Origin of the sequence: Aquariibacter albus (genome assembly GCF_014145335.1) — a bacterium.
Classification (GTDB): domain Bacteria; phylum Pseudomonadota; class Gammaproteobacteria; order Burkholderiales; family Burkholderiaceae_C; genus Aquariibacter; species Aquariibacter albus.
This window is the reverse complement of record NZ_JACIVI010000001.1, coordinates 620,818-646,989: the sequence shown is the minus strand read 5'-3', so window position 1 is coordinate 646,989 and position 26,172 is coordinate 620,818. Positions and strand designations below refer to the sequence as shown.

The following is a 26,172-nucleotide window of genomic DNA, read 5'->3' as shown; positions in this document are numbered from 1 at the left end:
CCATGACGCCTGCCCTGAACAAACCCCTTCCGGATTTCGATGCGCAGGCCACCGGCGGCGTGACCTTCACGCCGCAGGCATTCCGGGGTCGCTCGATCGTCCTTTATTTCTACCCGAAGGACAACACCCCGGGCTGCACCACGGAAGCGATGCAGTTCCGTGACCGCCACGCCGATTTCCTCGCCTCGGGCGCCGTCGTCTTCGGTGTCTCGCGCGACAACCTGGCCTCGCACGACAAGTTCAAGCAAAACCTCGAACTGCCCTTCGAGCTGATTGCCGACACCGAAGAGAAGCTCTGCCACATGTTCGGCGTGGTCAAGAACAAGATCATGTACGGCAAGAAGGTCAAGGGCATCGAGCGCTCGACCTTCCTGATCGACCCGCAGGGCGTGCTGATCGCCGAGTGGCGCGGCATCAAGGTGGCCGGCCATGTGGACGAAGTCCTGCAGTCGGTCCAGGGGCTGCGCGCCGCCGCCTGAGGTCGGCTGCCGGGCTTCACCCGGCGTGCATAATGGGTTGCATGCCAGAGGGACGAAGCCCCGCATCCCAACAAAGCCGCACAGCTTGCTGTGCGGCTTTTCTTTTTTCCGGCTCCGCGTTCAGCCCTGACCATGCCCCTGCCCAAGCCCCCGACCCAGAAAGCTTCCCTGCTCGGCCCGCGTGACTTCGAGGCCCAGGCCGCGCCGCGTGCGCTCAAGCGCGGCACGGCGACGACGGACGAGGCCAGCGCCCCGCCCGCCTTGCTGGATCCGGCGCCCCTCGCAGCCGATGCCGATCTGGGTGCTCGTCCCCCACGCGCGCCCTCTCGCAGCCCGCGCAGCCGGAGCGCCGCCCGGCCCGAGGGGCTGGACCCTGCACCGACGGTCCCGCCGCAGGCCGTGCCGGCACCCGTCCATGCCGGCAACCCGGCGATCGAGACGCCACCACGCACAGCCGTCCGCGAGCAGCGCCCCGCGACCGAACCCGCCCGTGCCCGACCGCGTCGCCTGGCCGGCGGCCCGGCCAAGCTCTTCGTGCTGGACACCAACGTGCTGATGCACGACCCGACCAGTCTCTTCCGCTTCGAGGAGCACGACATCCTCCTGCCGATGATCACGCTGGAGGAACTCGACGGGCACAAGAAGGGCATGAGCGAGGTCTCGCGCAATGTCCGCCAGGTCAGCCGCGAACTCGACGCGCTCGTCGCGGCCATGGGCCACGGGGCCTTCGACTCGGCCGCCGGCATCCCGCTGGCCAAGACCGGTCATCGCGAGGCAGGCGGCAAGCTCTTCTTCCAAACCAAGCTGCTGGAGGTCAAGCTGCCCCAGGGCCTGCCGCAGGGCAAGGCCGACAACCAGATCCTGGGTGTGGTGCAGCACCTGGTGGAGGCCCACCCGACGCGCGAGGTGGTGCTGGTGTCCAAGGACATCAACATGCGGGTCAAGGCCCGCGCGCTGGGCCTGGCCGCCGAGGACTACACCAACGACAAGACCCTGGAGGATGGCGACCTCCTCTACACCGGCGTGCTCGCCCTGCCAGCGGACTTCTGGGACCGCCACGGCAAGACGATGGAGAGCTGGCAGCAGGGCGGCGCCACCTATTACCGCATCGCCGGGCCCATGGTGCCGGTGCTGCTGGTCAACCAGTTCGTCTACCTGGAGACCCCGGGCGCCGCGCCGCTCTACGCCAAGGTCACCGAGATCACCGGCAAGACGGCGGTGCTGCGCACGCTCAAGGACTACACGCATGCGAAGAACTCGGTCTGGGGCGTGACCGCGCGCAACCGCGAGCAGAACTTCGCCTTGAATCTGCTGATGGATCCGGACTGCGACTTCATCACCCTGGCTGGCACCGCAGGCACCGGCAAGACGCTGATGACGCTGGCCGCCGGCCTCTCGCAGGTGCTCGACGAGCGGCGCTACAGCGAGATCATCGTCACCCGCGTGACCGTGCCGCTGGGCGAGGACATCGGCTTCCTGCCCGGCACCGAGGAAGAGAAGATGGGCCCCTGGATGGGCGCGCTGGACGACAACCTCGAATTCCTGGCCCGCAACGACAGCGGCGCCGGCGAGTGGGGCCGCGCCGCGACCAACGACCTCGTGCGCAGCAAGATCAAGGTCAAGAGCCTGAACTTCATGCGCGGCCGGACCTTCATGAACAAGTTCCTGCTGATCGACGAGGCACAGAACCTCACGCCCAAGCAGATGAAGGCCCTGATCACCCGGGCCGGCCCCGGCACCAAGATCGTCTGCCTGGGCAACCTGGCGCAGATCGACACGCCCTACCTGACCGAGGGCAGTTCCGGCCTGACCTATGTCGTCGACCGCTTCAAGGGCTGGCCGCACAGCGGCCATGTGACGCTGGCGCGCGGCGAGCGCTCGCGGCTGGCGGACTTCGCGTCGGACGTGCTCTGAGGCGTGCGGCCACCCGGTCGCCCCCGACATGCCAAGGGCCCCCATGGGGCCCTTGGGCTTGAAGGAGCCCCTGCAGCGGGCTTCCGCCTCAGCGCCGGAAGCCGCCCGGCTGCAGCACGAAGAAGGCCGGGTTGAGGCCGGCCAGCGGCGTGCGCAGCTTGTCCAGCTCGGCCTCGGGGCCGTGCACTTCCAGGCGGGTGATGTCGGCCAGCTGCAGGGCCTCGCCCAGCACCGCACCGACATTGTCGAGATGGGCCAGCACGCCGGCGGCATCGGCGTAGCCCTCGCGACAGTGGACGTTGTCGCCCTCGACGCTGAAGGCGTAGTGCAGGCAGCGCGGCTCGTTGCGGGTCAGGTCGGTGAAGCGCGGCATCAGCGCCTGGAAGGCAGCGAGCTGGCCGGGCTTGGCCTTGAAGTAGGGCACGAGGGTGCAGCAGGTGTCGGGCTGGCTCATCGGAGTCTCCGGTTCGAGGGCAGGACGCACGCGGCCGGCAGGGCCGGCAGCGAACGGGCGGAGCTTGCCGAGAGGCGCCGGCCGCCCCCATCGGGGCGAACCCTGCGCGCAAGTCGCATAATCGGGACACACGGCTGCCCCGTCCGGGGTGCACCGTGCTGCTGGGGGTGTTGGCCGTGCTTGAGGCAGGCCGACTGAGAAAGTCCCTTTGAACCTGATTGAGGTAATCCTCGCGCAGGGAAGCGTCCAGTCCTCGGGGTCGGCCTGTTGGCGCGACCGCGTTGCTGCAGCGCTCACCTGCCATCGCAACGCAAGCACCGATGGCTCACCACCTGATCCCCCCGTCCCCCGCCGCCCCGGCAGCCGCGCCGCATGGGCGCCTGATCCTCGCCGGACTGTGGCCGCTGTGCGCCGCCCTGCCCGCCTGGTCGGTCGAGGACGCGGCCACGCTCAGTACCGTCCGCGTGCAAGGCCGGGCCGATGCGGCCCAGGTCGAGATCGGCGGCTTCGCCGGCACGCCCGCCCGCGAGCTGCCGATGCAGACCACCGTGCTCGGCGAAGGCCAGCGGCTGGATATCGGCGGCGTCAGCCTGGCCGATTTCGCACGGCTCGACGCCAGTGTCGGCGGCGCCTACAACGCCACCGGCTACTGGAGCAACATCACCGTGCGCGGCTTCAGCCTGGATCTGCGCAGCAACCTGCGCCGCGACGGTCTGCCGATCAGCGGCGAGACCGCCCTGCCCCTGGACAACAAGTCGCGCCTGGAACTGCTCAAGGGGGCCAGCGGCATCCAGGCCGGGGTCAGTGCGCCGGGGGGGCTGGTCAACCTCGTCGTCAAGCGGCCCGATGTCGAGCTGCGCAGCGGCCTGGTCGAGATCAAGGGCAATGGCAATCTGCTGGCCGCCGTCGACCTGTCGAGCCGCTTCGGCGAGGACCGCGCCTTCGGCCTGCGCCTGAACGTGGCGGCGGAGCGTCTGCGCCCGCGCCTGGACGACGCCGAAGGCCAGCGCCGCCTGCTGGCCCTGGCAGGTGACTGGCGACTGGCGCCCGGCAGCCTGCTGGAGGCCGAGTTCGAGATCAGCCAGCAGCGGCAGCCCAGCCAGCCCGGCTTCAGCCTGCTCGGCGGGCGCGTGCCCGACGCGCGGGACATCGACCCGACGATCAACTTGAACAACCAAGCCTGGGTGCGCCCGGTCGACTTCGAGGCCTTCACCGGCAGCCTGCGCTGGACCCAGGTGCTGAGCGCTGGCTGGCGCCTCGTCGCCCACGGCGCCAGCCAGCGGCTGAAGACCGACGACTACACCGCCTTCCCCTACGGCTGCGACGCCGAGGGCAACTACGACCGCTACTGCAGCGACGGCAGCTTCGACTATTACGACTTCCGCAGCGAGAACGAACGCCGCCGCCAGCATGCGCTGGACCTGGGCCTGCACGGCGGCCTGCAGACCGGCCCCTTCAGCCATCGCCTGTCTGCCGGCGTGTTGTTCAACCGCAGCCGGGCCGACTTCGAACGCCAGGCCTACAACTACGTCGGCGTCGGCCACATCGACGGTCGAAGCCAGGTGCCGGCCGACCCGACCCTGACCGACGACAACACCAACCGCCGCGAACGCAGCCGCGAGCTCTACCTGCGCGACCAGATCCGGCTCTCGCCCAGCCTGCAACTCTGGCTGGGCCTGCGTCACACCCGGCTGGAGCGCGAAAGCATCACCACCTCCGGCACCCGCGCCACGGCCTACGAAGACGACTTCACCACCCCCTGGATCGCCGCCAGCTGGACACCCGCACCCGGCCACAGCGTCTACGCCAGCTGGGGCCGCGGCGTCGAATCCGACGTCACCCCGAATCGCCCGCGCTACCAGCGCCGCGGCGAGGCCATCGGCCCGCTCGAGAGTCGCCAGACCGAGATTGGCTGGCGGGGCGGCAGCGCCGCACTGCAGGGCGGCCTGGCCCTCTTCCGCATCGACCGTCCTGTCTTCGCCGACCTCGGCCCCTGCAGCGACAGCAGCCCCGGCAGCTGCAGCCGCCAGGCCGACGGCGAGGCGGTGCACCAGGGTCTGGAGGCCAGCATCGACACCCGTCTGGGCCCCTGGACCCTGGGCCTGGCCGGCACCTGGATCCACGCCCGCCGTGAGGGCAGCGCCCAGGCCGGTCTGAACGGCAGCCGCCCGGTCAATGTGCCCGCCCGCAGCCTGCGCGCCGACCTGCAGTACCGCTTCAGCGCCCTGCCCGGCCTGCGCGCCTACGGCCTGCTCAGCGCGGACAGCGACCGCGTGCTCATCCCCGGCGACGACAGCCTGCGCATTCCCGGCTGGGCACGCATCGACATCGGCGCCAACTACGAGCAGCGCCTGGCCAGCGGCCAGCGCCTGATCTGGCGCGCCGGCATCGACAACCTGGCCAACCGCCGCGCCTGGCAGGAGAGCCCCTACCAGTTCGGCCACGTCTACCTCTACCCCCTGCCGGCCCGTAGCGTGCGCGCATCACTGCAGCTGGACTTGTGACAGGCGAGGAAATCCTGCTATAGTGCAAGGCTCTTTCCCCGATAGCTCAGTCGGTAGAGCGCCGGACTGTTAATCCGTAGGTCCCTGGTTCGAGCCCAGGTCGGGGAGCCAAGAAACGCAAGAGTCAGCAGGTTAGCGCCTGCTGACTTTTTTGCTTTCTGGGTTTGGCTGGTGCCAGTTTTGAGGTCGATGATCTTCCGACACCGCAACTCAGACCGACCGTTGTAGTGGCGCCGCATCGCTTGCTGCTCCAGTCGTCTGCCTCGGTCCACCCAACACCGGAATTTGCGACAGCGCGGAAGGGGCTCGGTTCACTGCGGGCGACCCCTTCAAGGCGTGCGCGATTGAGCAGTGAGCACAGCAGCCAGCTCAGCACAGTCTCTCGCACGCGCGACGCCGGTCGTGAGGCGGTCGAACATCGGACTCTTGCTCCGAGCCCGGCGGGCGCTTTCCAAGGTGCGCTTGTCCACGAATGTCTGGTCGGCGTACGGCGCGAGGCAAAGCAGGTGCGTGTCGTTCAGCTCGCTGCCCTTGCGCTCCGGCTGATCCTGGGCGTGGAGCCGCATCGATTCCTCGATGACCATCACGGGTAGCTGCTGCCTGGTGACTCGGCGCTTCAACTCAGCCCAGGGCAAGCGGAGCCCTTCTGCCACGATGCGCAGACGCTTCTGGAAGGTCAGCAGGTTCATCGTCTCGCCGAAGGTTGCAGATGGGTCGATGTCTTCGGGGTCCAACCCTGCGTTGATGAGCAACTGGACGGCAGGCTTGGCCACCCGATCCTCGACAACTGCGCGACCGTCGCGGTCAATCTGCTGCATGAACTCGGCCGCCATCGACCTCGCGTCCGGAATGCGCCTATCCCCCCGGGTCGCGATCTCGTGCGCAAGGCTCTCGTGCAACCTTCCGAGCATCCGAGCAGTCGCGTCCGGGTCCCTGGCCGGCTGGTTCATCCACGCGCTTATCGGCGTGTCATCGATCTGGGTCGCGCGCCACCTTGCAATCGCCGTGACCCGGCGCGCGTTCTGTTGTTGCTGAGTCAGCGCACTTCGAAGCAAACGCCAATCGCGGAAGCTCGTTGGAATCGCATCAGTACCTGCGCCCACGGCAATGAGCTCATGTCCGGCGAGGTCGCACACCTCAGTGGCATCGGCACCTGGATTGCGCATCGCAGCCGCAACCTCGGCCCGCAGAATGTCGATGATGGACCCAGGCCCGGCGCTTGGGTCCACAGGGCGTATCCAGGCAATGAGCGGCTGGCTCCAAACGTAGGACAACCGTGCATCCACAACATGTTCGTCGCGATGCTGAAGCAACTCCTCGATGTGATGCCAGCAGAGCAACGGCAGCCATCCCATTTCGAGCAAATCGGGGAGGAAGCGTTGCGCAGCCCGCCTGCGCTCGCGGCTGTCCGACATGATGTCGGCAACTAGGCCTGCCAGGTGCGCGGTGTCGGGGACAAACAGCCGACTGCGCTTGATCGGGGTGACTTCGGGCATGACTTCGCTCTGTGATCGACAGTGTCGCTCCACTTCAGCCCGACACTTTTCGGCCCAAAGTCATCGCTCGCGGGTCCGCCTGCAGCGCCTAGAGTTCTCCTCAGACGCAGCCCAGGAGCCGCCTGATGAGCCAGACGCAGACCGAGTCGAAACCGCCCGCCGCCGAGGTGCAGTCCGCCGTGTTCGTCCGCATGGCTGCCGTCGTGCGGATGACCGGACTCGGCCGGTCAACGATCTATCGGCTGATGGCCGAGGACAAGTTCCCGTCGCCGGTTCGCCTCGCCAAGCGCGCCGTCGCGTGGCGTCGCATCGACCTCGAGCAGTGGAGCGCGGGTCGCCCCACGGTGTCACACTGATGTCGTCGCCGCGCGCAGCGCGCTGAAGAACCTTCAGGCTACGCTGCCATCGAGAGCTTCAGCACGGCTCCGATAAGCAGCATCGCGCCCAGCACCTTGCCCCAGCGCCAGGTCGTGAACCAGTAGCGATGGTTCTCCCACAGCGCGCGGTGCAACCGCCCTAGACCCAAGAGCACGGCGAGCGCCGTGACGAACGGGCCGACCAGGCCTGCGGGCCCCGGCACTTGCCGGATCAGCAGCACCCACATCAGCGGCCACGCGACCGCATCAATGGCCGCGAGCAGGCGCCGGCCGGGCCAGTCAGGCGCGTCCGGCCGGGGTTCGCGAGCGACCAGCAGCCACACGATTCCTCCGACCCGGATCGCGCGGGCGGGTTCACACCGCCCGCGCCAACCGGTCAACTTCGCGTTCAGCCCGGCGATCGGCGCAGCGGCTCCGGCAGCCAGCGCGTGCCGGCCAGCCGCGATGCCGCTGCCGTCACCAGCGCATCCTTCTTCATCGCCTCGACACCACCACCCGCCAGTTCGGGCCCGACCTCCTTCAGCGCCTCGATGATCTGTGCCTTCGGCACGTGGTTCAGGTAGCCCTCGGCGGTCGGCTCCCACCAGACGGCCATGTCCAGGCCCAGCGCCGCCGCGATGGCATTTGCGCTGCCTGCCGCACCTGCGGTCGGCAGCGCGTTCGCTGTCAGCGCGCTGCACAGCGCGAGCAGGTCGAGCAGCTCGACCTGGGACAGGCCGAGCAACCATCCGAACCACTCGCCCTGCTGCTCGGGCAGGCGGGCTTGCCACGCATCCTTCGCCTGCTGAACCGCCAGCCAAGCCCGGCTGGCCTTGAGGTCGTCGGCCGCAGCTTCGAGCGCGTACCCCGACAACTGCGGCGACACCTGCAGCACCGAAGCCTCGCGCGGATAGTCGGCACCGAAGGTGCGCAGCACGAAGACATGGACTACCGAGGCCAGGGCCACCGCCGCGTTCTGCGCGAGCATCGCCTGCAGGGCCATTGTTCGATGCGCGGTAAGCCGCTTGGTCAGCGCCTCGCTGCAACCGGGTGCCCGGCGCTCCGGTGCCGCCGACGACGAAGCCGAGTGCGGCTCGTCGTCGCTCGCGTCATCGGAGCTGCCCTGGTCCGTCGCGCCCTTGGAGCGGACCACGGCAGCGATGGCCTTCCGATCTTCGTCGCGCACGAGTCCGCGCATCACCTCGACATCACCGTCGCGGCCAATGGAGACGACGACACCGGCGTGGGCCATCTGTTCCGGCGTCCAGGTCTTCAGCGCCTCGTGGATGACCTTGCACCGCGCCGCGATGTCCTGCTCTTCCAGGTCGATCATCTCGGCCTCGTTGGGCGGCCACTCGGGCGCGTCGTCCAGTGCCTGCGCCTGCTGCTCCAGTTCGGCAGCGCGGCGAGCCAGCGCATCGAGTTCCTCCTGCTCAGCGGCCGTGGGCTTGCGGTTGACGTGCACACAGGGCGCGAACTGCCGCAGGGCCTGCGAGTCCACGCTCAGCCGCGCCTCGACCCACTTCCAGCCTTCCGCACGCACGGTGACGGCCACGGCTTCGAGCTTCTCGACCGCCAGCCGCTCCAGCAGCGTTGGATCCGACAGGAAGCGGCTTTGCTCGTCGTCGAACAGGTCGCGTCGCACGACACCGCCTGCGGCCTCGTAGGCGTCGATGCCGACGAAGCGCACCAGCGCGCTGCCGGCCGCTTCCACCTCGCCAACAGTCAGCCGTCGCCGCAGCGCGGCCGGCGTCTTGTCCCAGGGCTGCGCGTCGAACCAAGTGCGCTCCTGCGCGGCGTGGTCGTCACTGAGCGTGAGCGCCATCAGCTGGTCCAAGTTGATTCCGTCCTCGCGGTACAGCGCCAGCAGCTTCGGCGAGAGCGCCGAGAGCTTCAGCCGGCGCTGCACCGTCAACACCGACACGCCGAAGCGCGCAGCCACGTCCTCGACGCCCTTGCCTTCGTCGATCAACGCCTTGAAGGCCTCGAATTCGTCGGCCGGATGCATGGCCTCGCGTCCGCTGTTCTCGGCGAGGCTGACCTCCAGCGCCCGCTCGGGCGGCACCAGCTCGCACAGCACTTCGTGTTCCTTCGGCAGGCGGCCACGCTGCTGCAACAGCAGCATCGCGCGACGCCGCCGCTCACCGGCCGCAACCGCGAACTTCAGCTTGCGCGACTTGCCCCGGCCGACCTCCTGCTCGGTGACGACCAGGTTGTGCAGGAGACCCTGCGCCTCGATCAGCGCCGCCAGTTCCTCGACCTGACCGACCGAGTGGCGCCGAACGTTGAACCGCGACGGCACCAAGCTGGCCAGCGGCACCGAGAGCAACTCCTTCGTGTGTTCCATGATGATGAACTCCATAGGTTGATGACACTGCGCGACCGTCTCTCGACAACGCATCACGGCGGCACGCCGGGCCAGGGAAAGGCCCAGGTTTTGAACGGCACGGCAACTTTGCGTAAACGGCGCCGTGCCCACTCGCTGCCTTCAAGATCGACTTGCATCAAGACCTCGTCTGTCTTCCCGACCCGAAAACCGCCTGCCCTGTTTTCCGAGGGAGCCGGATTGGCTGTTGATCCCTCGGCGTTGGGTTGAGCGGACTGCTGCCCCGCATTCGTCGGTCGCCGTGCGACACCGACAGCGCCGCGGACAAGCGCGGGCGCAAGGGCACCGTGGAATAGCTGGGAGGGGACCGCCGCAGGCGGGAGGGCACCGGCCTATGCCGCGAAAGGCCCTTGCGACGGCGCGCGCGGCGCTACGGTTCGCACATCGGGTGGCCGATGAACGCGGGCGCACTCGACATCACCGCCGAGGCCGGCATTGGCGCGCGAGAGGTGGCGTGCCATTCGCGTGTTAGCCCATCGTCCCACGTACCAACGCTTACCAAAAACTTCGGCGCAGAGGTGGACAACGCGACATCTCTTGGAGTCTTCTACAACCTGTGTAGAAGCCCGTCCCGTGCGGGCCACCACAAGCCGCCTGTCCGAGCGGATCGTGTCGTTCCCTTTCATCGCTTGGAGCAGGTATGCGCCGTTTCCACGAGGCGCCAGCCGCAGCCGTTGCGGCATCGAAGGCGCCACTGTTGCTCGATGACCGTCGCACCGCGACGGCGACGCGGCGCGCGCCGGGGCCGATCAAAGCGAGGGACATCCGGTGAACCGCGTGACACGCCCTGGCCTGCCGCGGCGTGTCGTGCCAGGAGACGCCATGGGGACGGCGACCAACGGGGCCGCGTCAAAGAGCGCTCGAACCCTGAGCGCCGAAGGCCGGAGGGGGGAAGTCCGGTTCTTCCTACAACGCGTTGCAGGAGGTCTCTATGTCGAACGAGAAGAAATCCCCCGGCGTGGGCTGCGAACGCAGCAGTCCGTCCAGTTCGCGGACGCGGAGCACTTCAGGCGGTGGTGTGACAACGACCCCATCCGCTTCGAGCACCCGCTGCTCCACATCAGCCTCAAGCGAGACGCCGACGAGCTCTGGCGAAGCAGCGACGCCAGCGAAACCTGAGGGCCCGGCGCTGGCGCGGATCGTGGCGGCTGCGAACTACACCGATCACGTCGCTGCCATCGCCGAACGCATTGGCGAAGCCATGGACCAGGCCACGGTTCACGGGCTGCTCGTCGATGGCGTCCATGCCCTCGGCGCCGAGCACGCGGTCTTCGTCAGCTTCATCCGCGACAACGCCGATCTTTCTACCTGCCGCTTCATGCTGGTGTGCGAGCCCGGCTGGTGCCAGCGATACCTTGAGGCCGGCTGCTTCGCCCACGACCCATGGCTGGCCTACGCGGCGCACCATTCGGAGCCGATCCCGGCCAGTTCACTGCCGGTGCTCGACGCCGAGGGCCAGCGAGTGATTGCGCTGGCCCAGCAGAATGGCTTTGCATCTGCAGCCCTCGTGCCGGCCCACTCGGGCGCCGGCCACTCGCGGATCAGTCTGCTCTGCCTCGGATCACCCCAACCCGGCTTCTTCGACGGCGAAGGGTTCGGCCGCTTCCGCCTCGGGGCCCGCCTGCTCGCCGCCGAGTTGCACGACTGGTGGCTGGCCCGCATCCGGCGCGAGCTGATCGTCAAGGCCCGCATCACGCAGGCCGACCTGGAGTTGCTCCGGCACGAGCATCAAGGCCACAGCAGCAAGCGCATCGCGGCTGAACTGAACGTCAGCAAGAGTTCGATCAACTCCCGCTTCCAGCGCATGAACATGAAGCTGGGGGTGCCCAATCGCCGGTTGGCAACACGCCTTGCCGTCGAGTGCGGCCTGTTGATTGGCTAAGTCGCCACGACTTCAGGCATCGGTTGCCACGCCTGCACCGCCAGAGCCAGTTGGTCCTGCTTCAGCGAGTCGGCCACCAGGGGCACGAGTCCATTCGACTTGGCATTCCGTAGCGAGTGTTTGGCGGATTGCCGTCGATCCAGGTAGTCGGTCAGCACGCTGGCGACCAAGCCAGCCAGTTCGCGCAGGGACAGATCCCTCCAGCGCTCGATCAAGCGACCTTCCGGAGGTGGGCTCCACGAGGCGATCGCTTCGACTGCATCCGACGGCGAGGCCCAGGCCGGCTCGTCCTCGATCCACCGATTGACGCGCTCTTCGATCGGCGCCACCAGCAGAGCTGCTGGCGCTGCGCCGATCGCATCGGCCATCGAACCTGGCAACTGCAGTTCACCGACTTGAGCCTCGACATCGCCGATCCAGACGGGTCGACGCGGATCTACAGAGCGAAGTCTTTGGAGCAACTGGCTCTCGAACCACGCCTGCGAGGGTTGCTGCGCTGCACAGAACGAGATCGAACCACGCCGCCGCACCATCAGCGCTTCGACGTTCAGCACCTGATGGCCAACGGTGGACATCGCGTTCAAGACGCGGTCGGCTTCGCAGCCCAGCGACGTGGCGACCACGCGGAACGTCGCCATCCGGGGCAGGACCTCCAGGCCGGCCTGCACCCAGCGGCGGTAGTTGATCCATCCTCCGGGAAGCACATCGACGCTCCAGCCGCGCCAACGAAGCGCCCGGGCGACAGGCAAGCTGTCGAGCCCACCTCGTCCACAGTAGACCAGGATGGCCTGGTCCAGCTTCAACGGCGCAACAAGCGCGGCGAGCGAAGCCGGCAACTCGGCGTCACCTGCGCTGTCTTGGGCCGCCAACGCTCGGTTCTGAGCGTCGGCGTGCCCCGTAACGAGTGGTCCCTGGCCGACCACTGCCGGCGAAAACTGCACCGCACCGGGGATGTGATCGTCCTCGTATTCCTCCCGCGTTCGCACGTCGATGACGAGTGCGTAGTGCGAGAAGTCCTGCACCTCGATCGCGTGCGGGTGGAAGGCCCCCGCGAGGGATTCGATCTCGGGCGGCTTGTTCAGCTTGCGCGCTCGATCCGATGATTCTTGGCTCGAAGTCATCGCGTGAAGTGGTGGGTGGGGAACCTAGAGTTTCCGAACGGGGCGCGGTGGTGCCCCCTGACACGAAGCCCCTCGGTCTCCTCTACCCAAGGACCCCGCCATGAACGCAATCAGCACTCTAGACCGGCCACGCCGCGCTGCCAAGCGGGGCATGCTCGCCCACTTCTTCGCCGTCGTTCTGGCGTTCGCTGCGCTCTTCGGCGCGAGCACGCCGGCTCGCGCCGTGGACGGCTGCAAGGTGCTGCTGTGCCTCGCCGCGCCGAGCTGGCGCTCGATCCCCGAGTGCGTTCCGACGATCAACCAGCTTCACCGCGACCTGGCCCGCGGCAAGCCCTTCCCGGTCTGCTCGATGGCTGGTGCCGGCAACTCCGCGAACAACACCTGGGCCAGCGCGCCCAGCTACTGCCCGCCGCAGTACACCCGCGTGTTCGAGGGCGAGAGCGGGCCGATCTACTCATGCGACTACGCCGGCGCCGTCACGGTGAACATCAACGGGGCGCCCTTCACCCGCACCTGGTGGAGCATGGGCGGCGACACCGTCACCGAGTTCACCCCGGCCGCCAAGGCGCAGCTCGGCACCTGGGACACCAAGTTCGACGACGACTACGCTGCCTGGTTCGCCGCGCTGCCGCCGCCGGCACCTGTCGCCGAGTCGGGCTACTGAGGCATCGGGCCATGGATGCTTCCGTCTTCCTCGCGCTGGCGCTGGCCTGCGCACCGCAGGTGCATGGCGACACGGCGCGGGCTCTGGTCAGCGTCGAGAGCGCCTTCAATCCGTGGGCGATCGGCGTGGTCGGTGGTGCGCTGCTGCGCCAACCACGCAATCGCGAAGAAGCGCTGGCCACGGCCAAGGCGCTGAAGGACGGCGGCTGGAACTTCAGCGTCGGCCTGGGCCAGATCAACGTCGGCAACTTCGAGCGACTCGGCCTGAACATGGAGTCCGCCTTCGAGCCCTGCGCCAACCTGGCCGCCATGCAGACGGTGCTCGGCGAGTGCTTCGACCGCGCGAGCGGCACTGCATCGAAGGCCGCGGATCAGACGGCCCTGCGGCAGGCACTGTCCTGCTACTACAGCGGCAACTTCGCCACCGGCTTCCGCCACGGCTACGTGCGCAAGGTCGTGTTCGCCGCACGCGCCGTTCCCACCTCCCAACTGAAGGAGCAGCTATGAGAACACTCGCATCAATCCGGCACGCCGCGCCGGCCCTGGCCGCCATCGTTCCGGCCCTGCTGTCGCAGGCCGCGCTCGCCCAGGGCTTCGACAAGATCAACACCACGGTCACGAACGTCAACACCATCCTGGTGACGATCTCGATCGCGGTGGTGACGATCGCGATCATCTGGGCGGGCTTCAAGATGATCTTCCAGGGCGCCCGCCTGGCCGATGTCGCCAACGTGCTGATCGGCGGCACGCTCGTCGGCGGCGCCGCCGCCTTCGCCAGCTACATCGTGACCTGAACTCCGGACGCGACCATGCAAGGCGAAGCCATCTACAAGGGCGCCACGCGCCCGGCCATGAAGCTGGGCATCCCGCTCGTGCCGCTGGTGGTGCTGTTCGGCACCGGCATGCTGCTGATCATGTGGGGCGGCACCCTGGTGAGCTGGTGGATCGCCCTCGGCGTCGTGGTCGCCTACGTGCCGGCGCTGCTGTGGATGCGCTTCGTGACGTCCAAGGACGACCAGCGCTTCCGTCAGATGTTTGTCGCCATGAAGCTGCGCCTTCACGACCGCAACCGCCGCTTCTGGCATGCGCGCAGCTACGCGCCCACCCTCTACCGGGGAGCCCGCGATGCTTGGCATGTCTAAGGCCAACGGCGCCGACACGCGGCCCGGTCGCAGCGGCTTCAGGCCCCGGCACTGGGCACAGGTCCAGGCGGAGAACCCGCTGGCCCGGTTCATCCCGTTCTCGTCACTGGTCAGCCCTCATGACGTGATCACGCGCGGCGGCGACTACCTGCGCGTCTGGCGGCTTGACGGCGTGGCGTTCGAGTGCGCCGACGAGCACCAGATCGCCGAACGGCATGAGGCGCTGTGCAGCCTGCTGCGCAACCTAGTTGGTGGCCAGTGGGCGGTGTGGACGCACCGCCTGCACCGCGTGGTCAGCGACAACCTGCAGGACCCGGCGCAGCCCGGGTTCGCGCGCGACCTGTCCCAGGCCTACCAAGCCAAGCTCGGCGAGCGCCGAATGATGAGCAACGAGCTCTACCTGACGCTGGTCTACCGGCCCAACGTCTCCCGGGTGAGCCGGGCCCTGCAGTCGACGCAGCGCACCCGTGCGGCCATCGCGGAAGCCCAGGCCGAGGCACTGCGCGTCATGGAAGAGCGCACTGCATTGGTCGGCCGGGTGCTGCGCGGCTTCGGCCCCGAGCTGCTCGGCACGCGCGAGCACCGCGGCCGGACCTACTCCGAGGTGGCCGAGTTCCTGGGCTTCCTGGTCAACGGCTGCTGGCGCCCGATCCCGATGACCGCCGGGCCGCTGTACCGGACGCTGCCCACGGCACGCCTGTCCTTCGGCGGCGACAAGCTCGAACTGCGTCAGGGCGACCAGCGGCGCTACGCGGCCCTGGTGGACATCAAGGAGTACGCCGACGCCGTCGAGCCCGGCATCCTCAACGCGCTGCTCTACGAGGCCAGCGAGTTCATCGAGACGCAGAGCTTATCGATCCTGCCGCGCCGCGAGGCCATGCGTGCGCTCGAACTTCAGCGCGACCAACTCATCGCCAGCGACGACGTGGTGGCCAGCCAGGTCACCGAGATGGACGTGGCGCTGAACGAACTCGGCGACGGCCAGTTCTGCATGGGCGAGTACCACTACAGCCTGGTCGTCTTCGGCGAGGACGTGGCCGACGCCGGGCGCCGGGCGGCCCAGGCCATCGGCGCCGTCGGCGAAGCTTCCAGCCTGCAGATGTCGCCGGTGGACCTGGTGGCCGATGCCGCCTGGTTTGCGCAGATGCCCGGCAATTGGCAGTGGCGGCCCCGGGACGCCAAGCTCAGCTCGCGCGCCTTCGCGGCGCTCTCCAGCGGCCACAACTTCGCGCGCGGCAAGCGCGACGGCAACCCCTGGGGCGAGGCGCTGGCACTCTTGCGCACGCCCTCGGGCCAGCCGTTCTACCTGAACCTGCACAGCAGCCCCGAAGGCGAGGACTCGGCCGACAAGAAGCTGCCAGGCAACACGCTGATCATCGGCTCGACCGGCGTCGGAAAGACGACGCTGGAGATGTTCCTGCTGACGCTCACGCGCAAGTGGGACCCGGCGCCGCGCCTGGTGCTCTTCGACCTGGACCGTGGCTGCGAGATCGCGATCCGTGCCCTCGGTGGCCGCTACTTCACCCTCGAAGCCGGCAAGCCCACCGGCTGCAACCCGCTGCAGCGCGAGCCGACCCCGGCACGCATCCAGTTCTGGGAGCAGCTGATGCGTACCTGCATCGCAACGCCGGCGATGCCACTGCTGCCGGCCGACGAGCGCGCCATTGCCGATGCCGTCAAGGCGGTGGCGATGATGCCGGCGCCGCTGCGCCGCTTCTCGACCGTGCGGCAGAACCTGCCCAAGGCGGGCGAAAACAGCCTCTTCGAGCGGCTCGGCCGTTGGTGCCAGGGCGGCGCACTCGGCTGGGTCTTCGACCAGGCCGACGACCGCCTGCTCGACCTGCACGCGGCGAATGTCATCGGCTTCGACACCACCGAGTTCCTCGACCTGCCCGAGGTCCGCACGCCGGTGATGATGTATCTGCTGCAGGTGATGGAAGAACTCGTCAACGGCGAGCGGCTGATCTACGTGATCTCGGAGTTTTGGAAGGCGCTGGACCACGAGATCTTCAGCGACTTCGCCAAGCAGAAGCAGAAGACGATCCGCAAGCAGAACGGCCTGGGCATCTTCGACACGCAGAGCCCGTCCGACGTGCTGCGCCACCCCATCGGCCGCACGATGATCGAGCAGAGCGTGACCAAGATCTTTCTCGCCAACCCGGAGGCGGTGCGCGAGGAGTACGTCGACGGCTTCGGCCTGACGCAGGCCGAGTTCGACATCGTGCGCAGCCTCGGCGCGCAGGGCGGCCGGCGCTTCCTGGTCAAGCAGGGACATGCCAGCGCGATCTGCGAACTGGACCTGGCCGGGCTCGAGGACTTCATCACCGTGCTCTCGGCCACCACCGACAACGTGGCCTTGCTCGATGCCGTGCGCGAACGGCATGGCAACGATCCGTTTCAATGGCTTCCCGTGCTCCTTCGTGAGGTTCAGGATCGGAGGTTTCGTACCTCCCGGAGAGCCGCATGAAAACTGTTCGCAATCTCCTCGCGCTGGTCGCGCTGGCACTCGCCGCCACCACCTCCGGCGCCCAGTTCGTCAAGGGCAACGAGGCCGTCAAGGTGATGCCCGATGGGACCAAGAAGGTGGAGACACCTCCGGTTCCAACAACAGGTCCAGCAAGCAAGGCCAAGCCTTGCGCAGCCGATGCTGGGTGCCATCCAGGCCCATGGCACATGGTTGAAACGTCTGCCGGCTTGCGTGAGTGCACGGAGCCATTCGCGCGGGCCACGACTTGTCGCGAATCGACCTACGGGACGCAGAAGCTTTCGCGCCTCTGGATCGCCAAGAGAGGGACTGCTTGGCTCTGGTGCCAGTACCCCGACATGGCCGGAAAGTGCGTTGACATGAATGCCCGGCCGCCGTTGAACCTGCCGGTTTCAGCAGTGCAGTAGGAGCAGGAGATTGCCATGTTCAATTGGGTCGGTTCGCAGTTCGACGCAGTGCTCAGCACGTACGTGCTGAGCGTGGTGTCCGCGCTTATGGCTGCGATCGCTCCGATTGCTCTGAGCGCGATGACGATTTGGGTCGCGCTCTACGGCTGGGCGGTGCTCCGCAATGAGGTGTCAGAGACGCTGCCGACCTTCATGTGGAAGGTCTTCAAGATCGGTCTGGTCTTGGCCTTCGCGCTGCAGTCTGGCTTCTACATCAGCAACGTCGCAGACACCGCGAACTCGCTGGCGATGGGAGTGGCGTCCACGTTCTTGCCTGCGGCGGTCGATCCGTCCACGGTAACGACGCCCTACGCCTTGCTGGACAAGTTCAACGACGACGCAAGCACTCAGGTCGCAGACATCATGAAGGAGGCGAGCATGTTCCGGCTCGACCTCGTGCTCGCAGCAGTGGTCTTCTCCATCGGCTCAGTGGTTTTCCTTTGCATCGCGCTCTTTGTCGTCACCCTCTCGAAGCTCTTCCTGACGTTCGTCATTGCGATTGGTCCGCTATTCATCCTCTGCCTGGCCTGGAAGCCAACGGCGCGGTTCTTCGATAGCTGGCTATCGATGGTCCTCAACGCTGTAGTGCTCACGTGGTTTGCGTTCTTCGCTCTGGGTCTGAGCGCGTTCATGGGCAACCAGATTTTCGTTGCGATCCAGAGCGGCGGTGGCTTTCTCGGCGCCACGTTCAACGTCCTGGGTGAGGCAACGCGCTACTGCGTGCTGATGATCCTCATGGCCATCATCTGCTTCCAGGCCCCGAGCCTCGCCTCTGCCCTCACTGGCGGCGCGGCAGTCCAGCAGGGCATTCAGATGATCCAGAACGCCATGATGGTCTCCGGCATGCGCTCGGCATCTGCGCGAGGTGCCGGAGCCGCGGGCGCAGCCGGCGGCGTCGTGCGCGCCGGTGCCGGCCTGCCCTACGCCGCAGGCCAGGCCACGGGTGCCGCTGCCGCAGCCACTGGCCGCGCAGCAGGAACCATGGCCGCCGGTGCCGGCGCCGTGGTCCGACAGGGATACGGCGCGGTGCGAACCGCCGCCTACAAGCTCGCCGCACTTCGCGGCCGAGCGTAGCCACCAACCTGTTGAAGGAGCGTGAGATGAAGACTCGTCTGAAGGCCGCTGCCGCCGCTGTCCTTGTTGCCGGCAGCCTCGGTGCCGGGAGTGCGCGCGCGCAGGGCATCCCCGTCATCGACATCGCCAACCTGATCCAGACCATCCTGCAGGTCCTGAACGATGTCACCGAGATCAGCAACCAGGTCCAGCAGATCACCCAACTGCAGGACCAGCTCAACAGCATCAACGGCATCCGCAACCTCGGCAACGTGTTCAACAACCCGATGCTGAAGAACTACGTGCCGGCCGAGGCCTACACCTACCTCAACGCCATCAACACGTCGGGGTACTCGGGGCTGAACGGCACGGCCAAGGCGTTGCGCGACGCGGGCATGGTCTACAACTGCATGGACCTGTCCGGCGACGCCCGGACCAGCTGCCAAGCCACGCTGGCGCAGCCGTACCAGCAGAAGGGACTGCTGCAGGACGCGATGAAGTCGGCGGCGGGCCGTCTTTCGCAGATCCAGTCGCTGATGGGCCAGATCAACGCCACCTCCGACCAGAAGGCGGTGCAGGAGATACAGGCCCGTATCGGCGCCGAGAACGCGCTTCTGGCGCACGAGATGTCCCAGGTGCAGATGCTGCAGGGCATGGCCGACAGCGAGGAGCGCATCGCCCGGTCGCGCGAGCGGGAGCGGCAGTACCAGATGCTCGCCCGTACCGGGAAGGTGGCCGACTACCTGCCCTGATGCTCAAGCACTGAACCGCTGCGCCGGGTCTTCGGCGCAGCCCCACGGAGGTACACCATGAGTGCCGTCCTGACGCCAGGAAGAGCCGCTGCATTGCCGGAGCGTTCGCGCGACGCCGGCAAGGTTGCTGCCGAGACGACCGCAATCGATGCCAACCGTGCGTGGGAAGTCGACCGGGCCATGATGCTGGAACGCTCCGAGCGCCGCGCATGGTGGGTCGCCATCGCCGGCCTCGTGCTGGGCCTGATCGGCATCGCGGCGGTGTTCGTCCAGGGTCCGCTGCGCCGCGTGGTGGAGATCCCCATCGTGGTCGACCGCGTGACCGGCGAGGCCACGATCCAGCAGCGCCTAGCCGTCGAGACCATCCCGCCGATGGAAGCGCTCGACAAGCACAACCTCGCCACCTTCGTGCGTGCCCGCGAGGGCTACAGCTGGATGTTCCTGCAGCGCGACTTCGACCAGGTCGCCCGCATGGCGGTGCCCGGCGTCTTCGCGGACTACAACCGCCAGTTCGAGGGCGACGCCGCCCTGCAGAAGAAGATCGGCGCAGCCGAGGACTGGCGCATCAACGTCATCGGCGTCCGGCTGGCCGCGTCCGGACGTCCTGGCAACAAGGGCGAGGCCACCGTCACCTACGACAAGGTGGTGCGGCTCACCGACCGCAACCTGCCCGAGGTCACCACGCGACACGTGGCCAGCGTCGTCTACCAGTACCAGCCCAAGGTGCTGGCCAAGGAACGCGACCGGCTCGAGAACCCGTTCGGCTTCGTCGTGACGGCTTACCGCTCCGATCCCGAGATCAACACGGCTGCACCGGGGGCCAAGCCATGAAGGCCTTCGCCTGGCTGGTCGCGTTGAGCTGCGCGGGACTGTGCGGCAACGCAGGCGCCGCGCCCGAGCCTGCCGACCCGCGCCTGCGCGAAGTCGTCTATGACCCGCGTGCCGTGGTCACGGTGCCCGTCAAGCGCGGCGTCGTGACGCTGGTGGTGCTTGATGCGGACGAGTCGATCACCGAGGTCGCAGCAGGCCTCGGCGGGGACTGCACGAAGGCGGATGCCGCTTGGTGCGTGGCCGCGCAGCCCGGTGGCCGCAACCTGTTCGTCAAGGCCAAGAGTTCGGCCAGCGCCGCCAACAACCTGGCCGTGGTCACCGACCGTCGCACGCACACCTTCCGCTTCGTTGTCCTCGCCGACGGCGATCCGAAGCCACCGGTGTACCGGCTGGTGGTCAAGGCGCCTCCTCGCGTGGTGCCTGCCGCCCGATTCGCCCTGCGCGATGCGGCGCCCCTCGTCGCGCTGCCGACCATTCCGCCGCCTCCGCCACCGCAGCAGGTTGTCGCCGAACGCCTGCAGGCCAAGCCCCAGGTGATGAACACGCAGTACTCGATCGCTGAGGGCACCGGCTCGCAGGACATTGTGCCGACGCTGGTCTACGACGACGGCCGCTTCACGTACTTGCGGTTCCCTGGCAACCGCGAGGTGCCCGCCGTGTTCCATGTGCTCGGCGACGGCAGCGAGACGCTCGTCAACGCGCGGATGGAAGACGACCTGCTCGTGGTCGATCGCGTCAGCCGGAAGCTGATGCTTCGCGCCGGTTCAGCGGTCGTCGGTCTGTGGAACGAAGCCTTCGATCTCGACGGGCGGCCACCCGGCGACGGCACCACGGTGCCCGGCGTGCAGCGCGTGCTCAAGGCCGATGCCAGCGGCAACCAGGCGCCCTCGGACGCGCGCAAGGGAGCGACACCATGACGCACGACCCCACCGATCCGCGCGACCGCGAGCCCAGCCTGCGCGCCGACGCCGACGCCGATGGCAACACGATCTCTCCACTGCCCGGTGAGCCGGGCATCCCCAACGTTGCGACCCGGCAGCGCATCTCGATGTCGAAGAAGGGGCTGCTGGCCGTGCTTCTGCTGGTCGGCTCGCTGGTCGCCGTCGCTGCGTTAACGATCCAGCGCTTCTCGGCCAGCGGCAAGAAGGCCGACGAGGAGTCGAAGCTGGTGAAGGACAAGCCCACCGCTGCAACCTCCGAACCCCGCCGGCTCGAGATGCCGCCGGCACCGACCGCCAGTGCTGCGGTGGCCACCGCACCGCGCATCCCGGCCCTGACGCCCACAGCCGACGACCTGGCCGAACCCATCGGTGTGCGGCGCACCGGATCGGGGGCGCCCGCATCGGGCGGCCCGAAGGTGGTCCCTCCCGAGGATGCCCCCGTCCTGCTGGTCACCACCCGGCCGGGGGCCCTCTCGGCGCCTGGGGCCTCCACCCGAAGGTCGGAGGCCATTGCACCCGCTTCGGAGGGCACCCCTGCGCCTGAGGCCACGGACCCGAACGATCCGATTGCGGCGACCTCGCGCAACCTGCAGGGCTACCAGCGCCAGTTGCAGGGGATGCTCGAAAGCCTGACCAAGACCGCAGCGCTGGCGACCGGCCAGGCCACCGGCAACATGCCTTCAGGGGCACTCCTCGGCGGGCCCCCAATGGTAGGCACCCCACCCGCCGCCGTGGCCGCCGCCGGTGCTGGCCTGTTCGGCGGCCAGCTCCAGGGTTCGGCCACTCCCAAGGTGGCCGCCTCGATGCTCGGCAACCGCAGCCTGACGCTGCCCAAGGGCACCGCCTTCACCTGCGCACTCAAGACCAAGGTGATCAGCGCCACCTCGGGCCTGGTCGGCTGCCAGGTCCAACGCAATGTCTTCAGCGACGACGGCCGCGTGCTGCTGATCGAGCGCGGCTCGCACCTGGACGGTGAGTACCGCATCGCCTCGGTCCGGCCCGGCACGGTGCGCATCCCCGTGCTGTGGACGCGCATCCGCACGCCGCTGGGCGTGACGGTGGACATCGACTCGCCCGGCACCGGCCAGCTCGGCGAGTCCGGCATCGACGGCTACGTCGACAACCGCTGGGGCGAGCGCATCGGTGCGGCCATGCTCCTGTCGCTGATCGACGACTCGGTGAAGCTGGTCATCCAGAACCAGGCCAGCGACCGGCAGGCCGACACCATCGTGCTGCCGTCCACCACGGCCAACACCAGCAAGCTGGCCGAGAAGGTGCTGGACAGCACGATCAACATCCCGCCGCTGATCTACCAGAACCAGGGCGGCATCGTCGGCATCTACGTCGCACGCGACGTGGACTTCTCGTCGGTGTATGAACTGAAGCCCACGGCCGCCGCCCCACAGCGCGAGGGCACGCCATGAACCAGCACGCCTGCGAGCACGAAGGCCTCGGCGAAGGCTGGTGCGGCGACGCCACCTCGGTTGTCGAGTTCCTGCGGCCACTGCGCGACCAGCTCGACGCCCCTGGCGTGCTGGAAGTCTGCGTGAACCGGCCGGGCGAACTGCTCGTCGAGACCGTGCACGGCTGGCAGACCGTGCCGGCTCCGGAGATGACGCAGGAGCGCTGCCTGTCGCTGGCCACCGCCGTGGCCACCTTCTGCGACCAGCAGGTGAACCAGGAACGGCCGCTGCTGTCGGCCACGCTGCCCAGCGGCGAGCGCATCCAGTTCGTCATCCCACCGGCCGTGCCACGCGGCACGGTTTCGATCACGGTGCGCAAGCCGTCGCACCTGATCAAGCGGCTCGATGACTTCGAGCGCGAGGGCCTGTTCGGGCGCACGGCGGCGGTGACGCGTACACCGAACGCCGAACTGCTGCCCTTCGAGCGCGAACTGGTGGAACTGAAGGATGCCGGCCGCTATGCGGACTTCCTGAGGCTGGCGGTTCGCAAGCACCAGACCATCGTCGTCAGTGGCAAGACCGGCTCGGGGAAGACCACCTTCATGAAGGGCCTGGTCGAGGAAGTGCCGAAGCACGAGCGGCTCATCACCATCCAGGACACGGCCGAACTGACGCTGCCGAACCACCCGAACGTGGTGCACCTGTTCTACAGCAAGGATGCCCAGGGCACGGCCCGCGTGACGGCCAAGTCGCTGCTCGAAGCCTGCCTTCGCATGAAGCCCGACCGCATCTTCCTGGCCGAGGTGCGCGGCGACGAGTGCTTCTACTTCGTCCGGCTCGCAGCCTCCGGCCACCCGGGCAGCATCACCAGCGTTCACGCCGGGAGCTGCGCGCTGGCCTTCGAGCAGATGTCGCTGATGATCCGGGAGACCGGCGCCGGCGGTGGCCTGCGCATGGACGAGATCAAGTGGCTGCTGAGTGTCGTCGTCGACGTGATCGTGCAGTTTGATCGCGACGAGCGCGGGCGCTTCATCTCCGAGATCCTCTATGAGCCCCGGCGCCAACGGCTCGGCCGCTGGGACCAGCAGGCGGCGGCGGCATGAGCAGCGTTGCAACCCTGCCGTTCTCCGCTTGGCCCACGGGCCGCAAGGTAGCCGCGGGCGTATTCGCTGTCGCCGGCTACGTCGCGCTCGCCTGCGCTGCCGTGTACGTGGCCGGAGTCCTGTTCCTGGTGCTGAACAAGGCGAACCCGAAGCAGGCCCAGTTCACCAGCATCGTTCATTACTGGGACCTCTACGCCAACGATGCGCAGCTCCGCAAGAAGCTGCAGCTCGCCATCGGCGTCTCGGGGATTGGCCTGCTGATCCTGCTGCCGGCCGGACTCGTTGCTGCCGCACGGCCGCGCCGGGCGCTGCACGGCGATGCCCGGTTCGCCAGCCCGGGCGAGGTCGATCGCGCGGGGCTGACCGGAAGCGACGGGCAACCGGGCATCTTGATTGGCCGGCACCGTGGCAGATTCCTATCGTTGCCCGGCCAGCTCTCGGTGATGCTGTCGGCGCCCACCCGAAGCGGCAAGGGGGTCGGCGTCGTCATCCCGAACCTGCTGAACTGGCCCGACTCGGTCGTGGTGCTCGACATCAAGGGCGAGAACTACGACATCACGGCCGGCTACCGCGCGGCACATAGCCAGGCCGTCTATGCCTTCTCGCCCTTCGACGAGGACGCGCGCAGCCACCGTTGGAACCCGCTGACTGCCGTGCGCCCCAGCCCGTTGCACCGCGTCGGCGACCTGCTCACCATCGGCCAGGTCTTCTTCCCCAACGACGGCGGCGCCACCTCGTCCGAAGCCTTCTTCAACGACCAGGCGCGCAATCTGTTCCTCGGCCTGGGCCTCGTCCTCCTCGAAACCCTCTCGCTCCCCCGAACCATCGGCGAGATGCTGCGCCAGTCCTCGGGCAAGGGCCGGTCGCTGAAGGACCACCTGAGCGGCCTGATCACGCAACGCCGCGAGGAAGGCTACCCGCTGTCAGACGAGTGCGCCGACGCCCTGCAGCGTTTGCTGTCGAACTCGGAGAACACGCTGTCCAGCGTGGTCGCCACCTTCAACGCGCCGCTGACGATCTTCGCGGATGCCATCGTCGATGCAGCGACCAGCGCCGACGACTTCCGGCTCGAGGACGTGCGCCGCCGCCGCATGTCGGTCTACGTCCGGATTCCACCGAATCGGCTGGCCAATGCCCGCCCGCTGCTGAACCTGTTCTTTTCGCAGCTCGTCAGCCTGAACACCCAGCATCTGCCCGAGCAGGATGCGACGCTGAAGCTGCAGTGCCTGCTGGTCAACGACGAGTTCACGGCGATGGGCCGGGTGGGCGTCATCACCAACGCCGCGGCCTTCCTGGCCGGCTACAACCTGCGCCTGCTGACCGTGGTGCAGGCGATGTCGCAGCTCGATGCGGTCTACGGCGACAAGGAAGCCCGGACCTTCGCGACCAACCACGGCCTGCAGATTCTCTACGCGCCGCGCGAGCAGCGCGATGCCGACGAGTACAGCGCCATGCTCGGCCACTTCACAGAGCGCGCCACGTCGCGGGGGCGCAGCCGCTCCTTCAGCGGCCAGGGCTCAAGCACCGTCAGCCGCAACGAGAGCGAGCAGCGCCGCGCGCTGCTGCTGCCGCAGGAGTTCAAGGAGCTGGGCAGCGAACGACTGGTGGTGATCTTCGAGAACTGCAAGCCCATCCTCGGCGAGAAGATTCGCTACTACCGCGACAGGGCCTTCACCTCGCGCCTGCTGAAGTCACCGGCCGTGCCGCGGATGGACATGGACCTGCACCTGGCGCGGGTCCAGCAGCGCTGGCGCTATGCCGACGATGAACTGCCGGCCGGGCAGACCTTGAGCCTGGAGGCGCTGGCCCACGACCACACGCTGCTGCCGGACTCGTTCGAGGGCCCGCCGGACAAGGTCGCCGACGAGTTGCTGACCTTCTTCGACAAGGGCGCGCTTGGGATCCCTGGCATCGGAGGCTCGATCGAGCCTGTCCCCGATGAAGACGGCGTCCTGCTCACCGAAGGCGACGCGACGGAGACGACGCTGGACGTGGCCGCGCTCGACGCGGATATCGACACGGTGCCGGGTGTCGAACCCGGCCCGCAAGAGACCCAGATCGTGCCCTGAGAACGCGGGAGACCTGCCATGCGCAACACCACCCCACTTGTCCCCTGGCTGCTCGTCCTCGCCTCCTGCAGCTCGCCCCCGCAGCCGCCGACCGTAGACGAGTCGCAGAAGCGGCCGGTGAACTCGCAGATGGCCGTCGAGCTGCAGGTGTGCAAGAACGACCTGCAGAACACCCGCCTGCTGGCCACCGAGTCCAGTCGCATCGCGGAGACCACGGCTGCCGCGCTCGCCAACGTGACGGCGCGCCAGCAACTGCTGGCTGCCATGCAGGCGCCGGCTGCCCAGCCGGTGAAGGCCAACAGCGTCTTCACCGTGCGCTTCGACTTCGGCAGCACGCGCGTCGCCATCCCGCCCGAGGTGACCGCCGCCCTGGTCGAGGACGCCAAGGCCTCGCCGCTCGTCCTGCTGCGTGGGCGCACCGACGCCACCAGCGACGCGCCGGCCGAGAGCCGCATCGCCCGCGAGCGCGCCGCCGCCGTGCGTGACTACCTGGTGGCCGCGGGCGTGGACCCCGCACGCATCCGCGCCACCTACCAGCCGGCCGGCGACCACGTCGCCGACAACGCCAGCGCCGGAGGCCGCAACCTGAACCGGCGCGTCGAGATCGAGCTGTACCGCGCACTGCCGGTGGCGCTCAGCGCGACGGCTGTCGCCCAGCCCTGATCCTTCCTTCAACCCAAAACCGCGAGGTC

Annotated in this window: 24 protein-coding genes, 1 tRNA gene and 1 riboswitch; of the genes, 20 read left to right on the top strand and 5 right to left on the bottom strand. The window is 68.0% G+C overall.

Annotated elements, in window-relative coordinates:
* Positions 1 to 2: 2 nt before the first annotated feature.
* Together H4F90_RS02915 and H4F90_RS02910 are read left to right on the top strand one after the other, a co-directional pair.
* Positions 3 to 479, top strand: coding sequence for a peroxiredoxin (locus H4F90_RS02915; protein WP_182661304.1), 477 nt, complete (start codon positions 3 to 5; stop codon positions 477 to 479).
* Between the two features lie 132 nt (positions 480 to 611).
* On the top strand, positions 612 to 2,393 hold the full coding sequence (locus H4F90_RS02910; RefSeq protein WP_182661302.1) for a PhoH family protein: 1,782 nt from the start codon (positions 612 to 614) through the stop codon (positions 2,391 to 2,393).
* Positions 2,394 to 2,481: 88 nt separating this feature from the next.
* Here the strand turns inward: H4F90_RS02910 and H4F90_RS02905 are convergent, their stop codons facing one another.
* Positions 2,482 to 2,847: a putative quinol monooxygenase gene (locus H4F90_RS02905; protein WP_182661300.1), complete on the bottom strand. Its 366-nt coding sequence runs from the start codon at positions 2,845 to 2,847 to the stop codon at positions 2,482 to 2,484.
* A 153-nt stretch (positions 2,848 to 3,000) separates the two neighbouring features.
* Positions 3,001 to 3,105: riboswitch (TPP riboswitch) on the top strand.
* 62 nt (positions 3,106 to 3,167) lie between these two features.
* Here H4F90_RS02905 and H4F90_RS02900 point away from each other — a divergent pair.
* Both H4F90_RS02900 and H4F90_RS02895 read left to right on the top strand, forming a co-directional pair.
* The gene (locus H4F90_RS02900; protein ID WP_182661298.1) at positions 3,168 to 5,351 is read left to right on the top strand and encodes a TonB-dependent siderophore receptor; all 2,184 of its coding nucleotides are present in this window, start codon (positions 3,168 to 3,170) and stop codon (positions 5,349 to 5,351) included.
* Positions 5,352 to 5,386: 35 nt separating this feature from the next.
* Positions 5,387 to 5,462 (top strand) — tRNA-Asn (locus H4F90_RS02895).
* 218 nt (positions 5,463 to 5,680) lie between these two features.
* On the opposite strand, the gene H4F90_RS02890 is transcribed toward H4F90_RS02895, so the two are convergent.
* The gene (locus tag H4F90_RS02890) at positions 5,681 to 6,847 is read right to left on the bottom strand and encodes a hypothetical protein (protein WP_182661296.1); all 1,167 of its coding nucleotides are present in this window, start codon (positions 6,845 to 6,847) and stop codon (positions 5,681 to 5,683) included.
* Between the two features lie 125 nt (positions 6,848 to 6,972).
* On the opposite strand from H4F90_RS02890, the gene H4F90_RS02885 reads away from it, so the two are divergent.
* On the top strand, positions 6,973 to 7,203 hold the full coding sequence (locus tag H4F90_RS02885) for a helix-turn-helix transcriptional regulator (protein ID WP_182661294.1): 231 nt from the start codon (positions 6,973 to 6,975) through the stop codon (positions 7,201 to 7,203).
* A 38-nt stretch (positions 7,204 to 7,241) separates the two neighbouring features.
* On the opposite strand, the gene H4F90_RS02880 is transcribed toward H4F90_RS02885, so the two are convergent.
* Both H4F90_RS02880 and H4F90_RS02875 read right to left on the bottom strand, forming a co-directional pair.
* Positions 7,242 to 7,547 carry a hypothetical protein gene (locus tag H4F90_RS02880; RefSeq protein ID WP_182661291.1) on the bottom strand — a complete coding sequence of 102 codons (306 nt, stop codon included), beginning with the start codon at positions 7,545 to 7,547 and terminating at the stop codon, positions 7,242 to 7,244.
* 65 nt (positions 7,548 to 7,612) lie between these two features.
* Positions 7,613 to 9,565 carry a ParB/RepB/Spo0J family partition protein gene (locus tag H4F90_RS02875; protein WP_182661289.1) on the bottom strand — a complete coding sequence of 651 codons (1,953 nt, stop codon included), beginning with the start codon at positions 9,563 to 9,565 and terminating at the stop codon, positions 7,613 to 7,615.
* Between the two features lie 955 nt (positions 9,566 to 10,520).
* Between H4F90_RS02875 and H4F90_RS02870 the strand changes: the two genes are divergently transcribed.
* Positions 10,521 to 11,471 (top strand): helix-turn-helix transcriptional regulator, encoded by a 951-nt coding sequence (locus H4F90_RS02870; RefSeq protein WP_182661287.1) that lies wholly within the window; start codon positions 10,521 to 10,523, stop codon positions 11,469 to 11,471.
* On the opposite strand, the gene H4F90_RS02865 is transcribed toward H4F90_RS02870, so the two are convergent.
* Positions 11,468 to 12,592 (bottom strand): rhodanese-like domain-containing protein, encoded by a 1,125-nt coding sequence (locus H4F90_RS02865; RefSeq protein WP_182661285.1) that lies wholly within the window; start codon positions 12,590 to 12,592, stop codon positions 11,468 to 11,470. The two genes, H4F90_RS02870 and H4F90_RS02865, sit on opposite strands and share 4 nt — an antisense overlap.
* A 100-nt stretch (positions 12,593 to 12,692) precedes the next feature.
* On the opposite strand from H4F90_RS02865, the gene H4F90_RS02860 reads away from it, so the two are divergent.
* Genes H4F90_RS02860 through H4F90_RS02795 form a run of 14 tightly spaced genes read left to right on the top strand, consistent with a single transcriptional unit; the run spans position 12,693 to position 26,143 of the window.
* A complete protein-coding gene (locus H4F90_RS02860) occupies positions 12,693 to 13,256 on the top strand; it encodes a hypothetical protein (RefSeq protein ID WP_220486034.1) in 564 nt (187 codons plus the stop codon).
* 11 nt (positions 13,257 to 13,267) lie between these two features.
* Positions 13,268 to 13,762, top strand: coding sequence for a lytic transglycosylase domain-containing protein (locus H4F90_RS02855; protein WP_182661283.1), 495 nt, complete (start codon positions 13,268 to 13,270; stop codon positions 13,760 to 13,762).
* Positions 13,759 to 14,049 carry a TrbC/VirB2 family protein gene (locus H4F90_RS02850; RefSeq protein ID WP_182661281.1) on the top strand — a complete coding sequence of 97 codons (291 nt, stop codon included), beginning with the start codon at positions 13,759 to 13,761 and terminating at the stop codon, positions 14,047 to 14,049. Before H4F90_RS02855 ends, H4F90_RS02850 begins: the two co-directional genes overlap by 4 nt.
* 15 nt (positions 14,050 to 14,064) lie before the next feature.
* The gene (locus tag H4F90_RS02845) at positions 14,065 to 14,397 is read left to right on the top strand and encodes a type IV secretion system protein VirB3 (RefSeq protein ID WP_182661279.1); all 333 of its coding nucleotides are present in this window, start codon (positions 14,065 to 14,067) and stop codon (positions 14,395 to 14,397) included.
* Positions 14,381 to 16,864 carry a VirB4 family type IV secretion/conjugal transfer ATPase gene (locus tag H4F90_RS02840; protein ID WP_182661277.1) on the top strand — a complete coding sequence of 828 codons (2,484 nt, stop codon included), beginning with the start codon at positions 14,381 to 14,383 and terminating at the stop codon, positions 16,862 to 16,864. The genes H4F90_RS02845 and H4F90_RS02840 overlap by 17 nt, the downstream gene beginning before the upstream one ends.
* Positions 16,861 to 17,289, top strand: coding sequence for a hypothetical protein (locus H4F90_RS02835; protein WP_182661275.1), 429 nt, complete (start codon positions 16,861 to 16,863; stop codon positions 17,287 to 17,289). Before H4F90_RS02840 ends, H4F90_RS02835 begins: the two co-directional genes overlap by 4 nt.
* Positions 17,290 to 17,304: 15 nt before the next feature.
* The gene (locus tag H4F90_RS02830) at positions 17,305 to 18,402 is read left to right on the top strand and encodes a type IV secretion system protein (protein WP_182661273.1); all 1,098 of its coding nucleotides are present in this window, start codon (positions 17,305 to 17,307) and stop codon (positions 18,400 to 18,402) included.
* Positions 18,403 to 18,428: 26 nt separating this feature from the next.
* Positions 18,429 to 19,133, top strand: a complete 705-nt coding sequence (locus H4F90_RS02825; RefSeq protein WP_182661271.1) for a type IV secretion system protein — start codon at positions 18,429 to 18,431, stop codon at positions 19,131 to 19,133.
* 57 nt (positions 19,134 to 19,190) lie between these two features.
* On the top strand, positions 19,191 to 19,964 hold the full coding sequence (locus H4F90_RS02820) for a virB8 family protein (RefSeq protein WP_182661269.1): 774 nt from the start codon (positions 19,191 to 19,193) through the stop codon (positions 19,962 to 19,964).
* On the top strand, positions 19,961 to 20,881 hold the full coding sequence (locus tag H4F90_RS02815) for a TrbG/VirB9 family P-type conjugative transfer protein (protein ID WP_182661267.1): 921 nt from the start codon (positions 19,961 to 19,963) through the stop codon (positions 20,879 to 20,881). The genes H4F90_RS02820 and H4F90_RS02815 overlap by 4 nt, the downstream gene beginning before the upstream one ends.
* Positions 20,878 to 22,329 carry a type IV secretion system protein VirB10 gene (gene virB10, locus H4F90_RS02810; protein WP_182661265.1) on the top strand — a complete coding sequence of 484 codons (1,452 nt, stop codon included), beginning with the start codon at positions 20,878 to 20,880 and terminating at the stop codon, positions 22,327 to 22,329. Before H4F90_RS02815 ends, virB10 begins: the two co-directional genes overlap by 4 nt.
* The gene (gene virB11, locus H4F90_RS02805; protein WP_182661263.1) at positions 22,326 to 23,411 is read left to right on the top strand and encodes a P-type DNA transfer ATPase VirB11; all 1,086 of its coding nucleotides are present in this window, start codon (positions 22,326 to 22,328) and stop codon (positions 23,409 to 23,411) included. Before virB10 ends, virB11 begins: the two co-directional genes overlap by 4 nt.
* Positions 23,408 to 25,480: a type IV secretory system conjugative DNA transfer family protein gene (locus H4F90_RS02800; RefSeq protein ID WP_182661261.1), complete on the top strand. Its 2,073-nt coding sequence runs from the start codon at positions 23,408 to 23,410 to the stop codon at positions 25,478 to 25,480. The genes virB11 and H4F90_RS02800 overlap by 4 nt, the downstream gene beginning before the upstream one ends.
* 18 nt (positions 25,481 to 25,498) lie before the next feature.
* Positions 25,499 to 26,143, top strand: coding sequence for an OmpA family protein (locus tag H4F90_RS02795; protein WP_182661260.1), 645 nt, complete (start codon positions 25,499 to 25,501; stop codon positions 26,141 to 26,143).
* Positions 26,144 to 26,172 lie beyond the last annotated feature (29 nt).

Excerpts from the sequence above, each read along its gene's own strand:
- H4F90_RS02915 (WP_182661304.1), top strand. The coding sequence starts at position 3 with ATGACGCCTGCCCTGAACAAACCCCTTCCGGATTTCGATGCGCAGGCC.
- H4F90_RS02910 (WP_182661302.1), top strand. The coding sequence starts at position 612 with ATGCCCCTGCCCAAGCCCCCGACCCAGAAAGCTTCCCTGCTCGGCCCG.
- H4F90_RS02905 (WP_182661300.1), bottom strand. The coding sequence starts at position 2,847 with ATGAGCCAGCCCGACACCTGCTGCACCCTCGTGCCCTACTTCAAGGCC.
- H4F90_RS02900 (WP_182661298.1), top strand. The coding sequence starts at position 3,168 with ATGGCTCACCACCTGATCCCCCCGTCCCCCGCCGCCCCGGCAGCCGCG.
- H4F90_RS02890 (WP_182661296.1), bottom strand. The coding sequence starts at position 6,847 with ATGCCCGAAGTCACCCCGATCAAGCGCAGTCGGCTGTTTGTCCCCGAC.
- H4F90_RS02885 (WP_182661294.1), top strand. The coding sequence starts at position 6,973 with ATGAGCCAGACGCAGACCGAGTCGAAACCGCCCGCCGCCGAGGTGCAG.
- H4F90_RS02875 (WP_182661289.1), bottom strand. The coding sequence starts at position 9,565 with ATGGAGTTCATCATCATGGAACACACGAAGGAGTTGCTCTCGGTGCCG.
- H4F90_RS02870 (WP_182661287.1), top strand. The coding sequence starts at position 10,521 with ATGTCGAACGAGAAGAAATCCCCCGGCGTGGGCTGCGAACGCAGCAGT.
- H4F90_RS02865 (WP_182661285.1), bottom strand. The coding sequence starts at position 12,592 with ATGACTTCGAGCCAAGAATCATCGGATCGAGCGCGCAAGCTGAACAAG.
- H4F90_RS02860 (WP_220486034.1), top strand. The coding sequence starts at position 12,693 with ATGAACGCAATCAGCACTCTAGACCGGCCACGCCGCGCTGCCAAGCGG.
- H4F90_RS02855 (WP_182661283.1), top strand. The coding sequence starts at position 13,268 with ATGGATGCTTCCGTCTTCCTCGCGCTGGCGCTGGCCTGCGCACCGCAG.
- H4F90_RS02850 (WP_182661281.1), top strand. The coding sequence starts at position 13,759 with ATGAGAACACTCGCATCAATCCGGCACGCCGCGCCGGCCCTGGCCGCC.
- H4F90_RS02845 (WP_182661279.1), top strand. The coding sequence starts at position 14,065 with ATGCAAGGCGAAGCCATCTACAAGGGCGCCACGCGCCCGGCCATGAAG.
- H4F90_RS02840 (WP_182661277.1), top strand. The coding sequence starts at position 14,381 with ATGCTTGGCATGTCTAAGGCCAACGGCGCCGACACGCGGCCCGGTCGC.
- H4F90_RS02835 (WP_182661275.1), top strand. The coding sequence starts at position 16,861 with ATGAAAACTGTTCGCAATCTCCTCGCGCTGGTCGCGCTGGCACTCGCC.
- H4F90_RS02830 (WP_182661273.1), top strand. The coding sequence starts at position 17,305 with ATGTTCAATTGGGTCGGTTCGCAGTTCGACGCAGTGCTCAGCACGTAC.
- H4F90_RS02825 (WP_182661271.1), top strand. The coding sequence starts at position 18,429 with ATGAAGACTCGTCTGAAGGCCGCTGCCGCCGCTGTCCTTGTTGCCGGC.
- H4F90_RS02820 (WP_182661269.1), top strand. The coding sequence starts at position 19,191 with ATGAGTGCCGTCCTGACGCCAGGAAGAGCCGCTGCATTGCCGGAGCGT.
- H4F90_RS02815 (WP_182661267.1), top strand. The coding sequence starts at position 19,961 with ATGAAGGCCTTCGCCTGGCTGGTCGCGTTGAGCTGCGCGGGACTGTGC.
- virB10 (WP_182661265.1), top strand. The coding sequence starts at position 20,878 with ATGACGCACGACCCCACCGATCCGCGCGACCGCGAGCCCAGCCTGCGC.
- virB11 (WP_182661263.1), top strand. The coding sequence starts at position 22,326 with ATGAACCAGCACGCCTGCGAGCACGAAGGCCTCGGCGAAGGCTGGTGC.
- H4F90_RS02800 (WP_182661261.1), top strand. The coding sequence starts at position 23,408 with ATGAGCAGCGTTGCAACCCTGCCGTTCTCCGCTTGGCCCACGGGCCGC.
- H4F90_RS02795 (WP_182661260.1), top strand. The coding sequence starts at position 25,499 with ATGCGCAACACCACCCCACTTGTCCCCTGGCTGCTCGTCCTCGCCTCC.